The following is a 5,875-nucleotide window of genomic DNA, read 5'->3' as shown; positions in this document are numbered from 1 at the left end:
TTTTACTGCAACATCCCATACGGGTAAAGAATGAAAGAAGGGAGACGCATGCTCTTTCACGAGGAGTTATCCTCAAGATCGATAACGCGTATCCCTGGCCAAACATGATCTCATGTCTGGTTAAAAATAATATACAAGATCGAAGATTTGACCGGAGTGGGAATAAGACATCCCGGATCCTTGACCGAGCTGGGCTATCATGTCAATGAACAGGATTCGAAGAAGAAGGTAGCATTGAGGAAAGCCATAGACAGATATGGAAGGAAGGAGACTCTGAGGAAACTGGCAGAGCTCTACCGTTTGGATTACAACAAGCCGGCCCTTAAATCAAAGATAGTTCAGGACATAAAATTCGTATCGGGGGTGAAAGAATGACCGAATTCAGGACTAAAGGAAAAGGAAAGGACAAGAAGGTATATCCGATACAGAAGAGAAAACCATACGGGATAAGCAGAACGCTTGCATATGAGGATGTCCAGAAATTAAGATCGCAGGGAAAGAGGGCCAGGCTGATAGAAACAAACAAGCGGCTTGATCTTTACGCACCGTTTATTTCTGATTTACCAGAGCCTACTCAGACCGCTCCCGTTATTGCAACAACAAAATCAGAAGTAAGTCAGGACAATGAGAATATTCCAATGCAGATTAAAAATAACAAGGACTTAGTCGTCAAGGAGGAGAAATCCAGATTGATTCTTGATTCGTTGGGTATTCTCAATGACAAAGGCGGTTTGAACATACCCAATAAGGAATACAGGAAATGGTTTGAGGACGGAGATGCGATAATAAGGGTTGATGATGGCAAGGGCGAGCTTTTGGCCATTGATAAAAGTACAGTGGCAATGATAAGAGAGAGATTCTTTACAACTCTCCCAAATGGTTCATATGTTATTCAAAAAAGAGACGATGGATCCATTTCGATCCAGCCATCTGATGGATATGATACAAAAGCGTCGAGGTTGAGAATCCCTAGTCTTGATTATGGTGCAAACTCAGCAGTACTGGTCATTCCCAGTGACAGACTCAAAGACTTTATTTCATCAGTAAACCAGTATTCAAAGAAAGAAAATGTATTCTTGTTCAAGTCTGGAGAGAAGAACAATGGAATGGACGTAATTGCAATGGATCCTAATATAAGAGGAACAAACGAAGACGTCATTTACCACTATGATGGTCCAGTGCCTGAAGGAATCAGATGTTCAATATCCTCTGAATATATGGCCTCTGTAATAGACACAATGCTAGGAAAGTCCAGAAAGAAAAATCCCAGAGGAATAAGTGATTTTCTGATCAAGGTGAAAGCAGACTATCCTATGGAAATAGGATTCACTGGTGCAGATAATAGGGGCGAGCCAGTCGGATATAAGGCATGGATAGCACCGAGGATGGAGTGATTCAAATGGGAAAGATCACTGACGCTGCAATTGCACTAATTGTACTGATTGTCGGGCTTTATGTCTTGACAAAACTTGGAATTACTTGGGGAGGGATATGGAAGATGATCCACACATTCTTCTCCAGTCCCTCAACATCCAACGGCACCGTATCTTCCATGATATTCGGGATGGCTGCTTCGAATTCCAAAGTCAGGAAGAAGATGAGTGATAGAATAGATTCTATAAAGAGAAGAATAATCTCAAAAGTTCTCCAAAGGGAGGAGAAGATGGCAAAAAGGAGGAATAATCTTGCAAAAGAGTAAAGCTATAACCATTTCCATTTCAGCTGCGTTCATTGTGCTCATTCTCTTATCAGGGATACCTTCAGCTCAAGCACCACAAGAAGAGGTCTTGGAATTTACATCAACTGCTTCCCATGTATCTCCCCATGTCCAGGTATATTCATCCTGTGTGAATGGAAATCAATATCTCTTTGTTCCCGTGAATTCCTCAGGCATATCTGTATTCCCATACTGGCAGATATACCTCTTTGGATCCGGAAGTTTCAGTCTCATAGTCAACAATTCGGTAGCTGAAACAGGTGTGTCAGTGAACAGTATCCTCATATCGTACACCTGGAATGAAGACATAGGAAACAGGACATCGGCAGTCCTTAATTTCCAGGGCATAAACTACACCTTCGACGACATTCTCTCAGGCCCTCTGAATGACCAGATTATACAATCGGTGTATGTCACGTCAGAGCTGCATGGTCAGAATCAGATCCTTGCAGCCGAATCGAACGTATCCGGTGATCTTATGTATCCAACCTGGACTGCTTCATTTCACTCAACCCAGAAGTTGAATTTTTCAATTTATTTAGGGAGAAAGATGATTAGATCTGGTCTTGTCCTTGGAAATAAGAATGTCACCTTTAATGTGAGCGGGTCAGTCGTGACAGTTCAGATTATCCTTGGTGGAAGGACATATAATTTTCCAAACGAGCTGATCTCGACCGTTCCTATTGAGAAGTACTACGGTCCCAAGCCTCCGGCTGCTTTGTATACTTATTCTCAGTATGAGATCGCTATTGCCAAGGGTTTTGTTGCTGCAATTTTCGGAGTCGCCGTTGCTATGTTCTCTGGTCGAAAATATGTGATAGAGAAAGAGAAAAGGGAGGCTTTCTTTATATGAAGGATAGACAGGGCAGAGGATGGATTGAAAGGCACAGAGAAAAAAACTTCGAATCGGGATTTCACGATGACGTTAAGGGGGAACTAAAGAAAATAATCAATGAGAACGGGAATATTGAATCCCTAAAAAATTTCACTTCGAGAAGGAGCCTAATAAGGAGCCTGATCCCCCAGATGATGACAGGGATCCTGCTGAGCTATATTGAGTATAGAATTGTAGGTCTGCTTTATACCGTTGCGTCTATTGTGATATTTGTTCCCGCATTATCCATGTATGCAAGAAGCCTGAGAACAAGATCAGGTACGTTCCTAATGGTTCCTCAGGACGGAGCGATGGATTGGGATCGCATATTCGTATCTGAAGAGATCTGGTCCTTAGTTGAGAAGAAGACAGGTCTCACCTTAGAACAGGGGAAGATCAACGGAAGAATCACTTACTGGTGCACAGACGTAAAATATGTGCCTGGCACATCAATTCCGTACTATGTTGAAATCGCATGGGCACACTACAACAGGGCGAAGTACATGATGTTTGCAAGTGTCATTGATGATCTTACCGAAATGTTGCAGAATGCCCTTTTGGAGGTTGCGAAACTGAAGCAAACGAACAAGGTTGAAGCTATTGTTGAGGGTACCAGGCAGACTAAAGAAATGATCAACCACATCGAAAGCGCATTCAGAGACAATGCCTATGACATTATCAAGAAACAGGATCTTGATGAGGAACAGGCTGAGGTATATCAAGCTCAGGTTGAGGAATTACTGCAAAACCCAACCTTCCTTAGAGCCCTTGCTGAAAAAAGGAAAAAGGAAGCAGAGGAGGTAGAAAAATGAGGAATATCGTGAAGGACTGGGAAAGGGAGAATGCGTTCAGAAGGTTGAAACTGATGGGCATATCAATTGAGGATAGTCCATATCTTTCTTCACAATACAGGAACTTTCAGGAAGAGGATGAGGGTATCCTCCCGCCGCCTCTCTCGTCTCTCTTTGAAGAGGAAAGCAAGAAGGATAAAAACAATGCCATAGATGGACCCGCTTGTCCGGTGATGGTGATTATGAGGAAAAGGAGGAAGCCAGAATGACCGAAAATGAATCACCGGATGGGATGAGGATTATTTATGATCTCCTGATTAAAGTGGCTGAATTTCCAGGGGAATCCCCACACAATCTCGGAAACGTATATTTGTGGGGACAGAAGATCAAGGCTTTACACGAGCTGATGTCATCCTATTTTGACGATGAATATTTGAGAGAATTCAAGATTGCCAGGAATCAATTGGTGGAAGCGTCTCGAATGTATCCTTCAGAGAGATACGTCTCTGAAAGCTATGACATACTTTTTTCATGGATGGGATCACTATCAAGGCTCTTTGCAAGACTTGGTTTACTCATTCCAATGAATTATACATACACAGAGGGAGGTGAGGAAGGAATATGACAGAAGAGATAGGTAATGAAAATAAGGACGATGGAATTAAAAATAAGAAAAAAGAAGATGCTAAAGATAACAGCGTCTGGTTATTGCAGTGGATCAGGAATCGTATAAGGAAAAACCGTAATCTCATAGCACTGTTCATCGGCGATACGGGATCCGGAAAATCAATGTCTGCAATAAGGCTCGCAGAGAGAGTGGATCCTAATTTTTCAGTGGATAGGATTGTTTTCACTGTCCAGGATTTCCTTGCGCTTGTAAATTCTGGCATTCCCGCAGGTTCGGTCATAGTGTTTGATGATGCAGGTTTGGGGATAAATGCACGATTGTGGCAGGAGATGAGTGCCCGTGTATTCGGCATGCTCACCCAAGGATTCAGGTACAAGCAGATACTGACGTTCATAACCGTTCCCGATGAAACATTTATCGAACGTCAGTCTCGAAAACTGGTCCACATCCGGTTTGAAGCAACAGATGTGCAGGGGCTCATGAAAATGAAACTTCTTTCCCGTAACACATGGGATCCTGAGCACCCGCTGGCTAAGTTCCCACGCATCCACAGGGGAATATCGGAGATTACCGTCAAACTGGTGAAGTTTAGACTTCCAAGTGATGACCTAAGGGAGAAGTATGAGGCCAAAAAGAAGGATTACATGGAATCCAGGTTTAGGGAATTCCAGGAGGAACTGGAACTTCTGGATGGCGGCAAGCTTCTGATGAAAAACGGTAACCCTGCTATCCATCTGCAGTGCGATGAATGTGGATACGAATGGGACTACACAGGATTCAGGAAGGTAGCACAGTGCCCAAACTGCAATCACAGGATCTACATTGCAGAGATAGAGGAAGACGAAGAGAAGGGTGTAGAATTAAGGTGCAGGCACTGTGGATATGGATGGGAATACACCGGAGGTGCGAAGCAGACAAGGTGCCCGAACTGTGATGGGTATGTGAACACTAAAACAGATAGGATATAAATCTGATATCAGAAGAGTATCAGATATATTGAAATGCAATGAAATCAAGGACAGAATCGTGAAAATCTGAGATAGTGATGTTGCTTTCCTATTATTATATAAGCATGATTCAACAAAGCCTTCCCGGCCGAAGTTCGTGCCGCCTTATATACCGGAGTTGAAAAATTGTTTGATATGGCCTACAAAGAATTGAATAGAGAGGTGGACAGAAATGACAAAGAAGATTAAGAAACAAAGCAAATTTAGGAGGGTGGCTGATTCCTTTCACCTTCGGCTAAAGCATGTTCTTGGTGGTGTATCGCTTCTGAGCCTCCTAGCCGCATTCGAGGTATTTTCAATACCTGCTGCTAGTGGGTTAATAGATATTTTTGGATTTACGAGGTTAATTGCGGGGGTTACATGGATAGGTGTTGCCCTAATCAGCGGTGGTGTGGCTCTATACCTCCATGAGGAAGAGTAGACAAAATTTATATTTATTGGCGCATTCCATATTCATGGATCAGTCTCATACAAAAACTCAAAAGAGTAAGTCAACTCTTATTCTTTCATATATAATGATGCTAAGCGGTGCACTCTTATTGGCATACGCTTTTGGCGCATTCAACTTTATCTAAACCTATTTAAATTACACAGTTTTCAGTTAATTCGTTTTTATTCAAGTCAAATTTCAAATCAACGTTGACATGTCAAAATGTATATTTTGTCATGTCATGGTTTCAGATTGAATGATTTATTTATATACTCTTGCTGATCAAGGAAAGAGCATCCTATAATAAGTTTTCTTACATGAAATTTAATGTACATGGATTCATAGCTACCGCTGATCCATAGCTGTTTCATGTATTTCCTCTTCGTTCTATTCCTGTTTCCTGAATCTTTCTGGTATCTCAAATGGTC

General features: G+C 42.1%; 10 protein-coding genes. 9 read left to right on the top strand and 1 reads right to left on the bottom strand.

All coding sequences use genetic code 11. The features are described 5' to 3' along the window. The first annotated feature begins 156 nt into the window (after positions 1-156). The 9 genes from ACNF42_RS08325 to ACNF42_RS08285 all read left to right on the top strand — a co-directional run bounded on the left by ACNF42_RS08325 (position 157) and on the right by ACNF42_RS08285 (position 5,438). Positions 157-375, top strand: coding sequence for a hypothetical protein (locus tag ACNF42_RS08325; RefSeq protein ID WP_443340305.1), 219 nt, complete (start codon positions 157-159; stop codon positions 373-375). After that, complete coding sequence (locus ACNF42_RS08320; protein ID WP_443340304.1) at positions 372-1,394, top strand: hypothetical protein; 1,023 nt, start codon at positions 372-374, stop codon at positions 1,392-1,394. Before ACNF42_RS08325 ends, ACNF42_RS08320 begins: the two co-directional genes overlap by 4 nt. Then, entirely contained in the window at positions 1,370-1,699 is a 330-nt protein-coding gene (locus ACNF42_RS08315; RefSeq protein ID WP_443340303.1) for a hypothetical protein, read from the top strand. The genes ACNF42_RS08320 and ACNF42_RS08315 overlap by 25 nt, the downstream gene beginning before the upstream one ends. Then, positions 1,686-2,570, top strand: coding sequence for a hypothetical protein (locus tag ACNF42_RS08310; protein WP_443340302.1), 885 nt, complete (start codon positions 1,686-1,688; stop codon positions 2,568-2,570). The genes ACNF42_RS08315 and ACNF42_RS08310 overlap by 14 nt, the downstream gene beginning before the upstream one ends. Continuing rightward, on the top strand, positions 2,567-3,403 hold the full coding sequence (locus ACNF42_RS08305; RefSeq protein WP_443340301.1) for a hypothetical protein: 837 nt from the start codon (positions 2,567-2,569) through the stop codon (positions 3,401-3,403). The genes ACNF42_RS08310 and ACNF42_RS08305 overlap by 4 nt, the downstream gene beginning before the upstream one ends. Continuing rightward, a complete protein-coding gene (locus tag ACNF42_RS08300) occupies positions 3,400-3,651 on the top strand; it encodes a hypothetical protein (RefSeq protein ID WP_443340300.1) in 252 nt (83 codons plus the stop codon). Before ACNF42_RS08305 ends, ACNF42_RS08300 begins: the two co-directional genes overlap by 4 nt. Further along, complete coding sequence (locus ACNF42_RS08295) at positions 3,648-4,007, top strand: hypothetical protein (protein WP_443340299.1); 360 nt, start codon at positions 3,648-3,650, stop codon at positions 4,005-4,007. Before ACNF42_RS08300 ends, ACNF42_RS08295 begins: the two co-directional genes overlap by 4 nt. Further along, positions 4,004-4,978 (top strand): hypothetical protein, encoded by a 975-nt coding sequence (locus ACNF42_RS08290; protein ID WP_443340298.1) that lies wholly within the window; start codon positions 4,004-4,006, stop codon positions 4,976-4,978. The genes ACNF42_RS08295 and ACNF42_RS08290 overlap by 4 nt, the downstream gene beginning before the upstream one ends. 211 nt (positions 4,979-5,189) lie before the next feature. Then, positions 5,190-5,438 (top strand): hypothetical protein, encoded by a 249-nt coding sequence (locus tag ACNF42_RS08285; RefSeq protein WP_443340297.1) that lies wholly within the window; start codon positions 5,190-5,192, stop codon positions 5,436-5,438. 248 nt (positions 5,439-5,686) lie between these two features. Here ACNF42_RS08285 and ACNF42_RS08280 read toward each other — a convergent pair. Next, positions 5,687-5,875, bottom strand: a 189-nt coding sequence (locus tag ACNF42_RS08280) for a hypothetical protein (protein WP_443340296.1), incomplete at its 5' end; no start/stop codon positions are given.

It is taken from the genome of Cuniculiplasma thermophilum (genome assembly GCF_052315355.1).
Classification (GTDB): Archaea; Thermoplasmatota; Thermoplasmata; order Thermoplasmatales; family Thermoplasmataceae; genus Cuniculiplasma.
Note: the sequence above shows the minus strand (reverse complement) of the source record. Positions and strands in the feature narration are given on the sequence as shown.

What these genes read in the sequence shown, in the direction of transcription:
- ACNF42_RS08320 (WP_443340304.1), top strand. Translation starts at nt 372, where the DNA reads ATGACCGAATTCAGGACTAAAGGAAAAGGAAAGGACAAGAAGGTATAT.
- ACNF42_RS08315 (WP_443340303.1), top strand. Translation starts at nt 1,370, where the DNA reads ATGGATAGCACCGAGGATGGAGTGATTCAAATGGGAAAGATCACTGAC.
- ACNF42_RS08305 (WP_443340301.1), top strand. Translation starts at nt 2,567, where the DNA reads ATGAAGGATAGACAGGGCAGAGGATGGATTGAAAGGCACAGAGAAAAA.
- ACNF42_RS08300 (WP_443340300.1), top strand. Translation starts at nt 3,400, where the DNA reads ATGAGGAATATCGTGAAGGACTGGGAAAGGGAGAATGCGTTCAGAAGG.
- ACNF42_RS08295 (WP_443340299.1), top strand. Translation starts at nt 3,648, where the DNA reads ATGACCGAAAATGAATCACCGGATGGGATGAGGATTATTTATGATCTC.
- ACNF42_RS08290 (WP_443340298.1), top strand. Translation starts at nt 4,004, where the DNA reads ATGACAGAAGAGATAGGTAATGAAAATAAGGACGATGGAATTAAAAAT.
- ACNF42_RS08285 (WP_443340297.1), top strand. Translation starts at nt 5,190, where the DNA reads ATGACAAAGAAGATTAAGAAACAAAGCAAATTTAGGAGGGTGGCTGAT.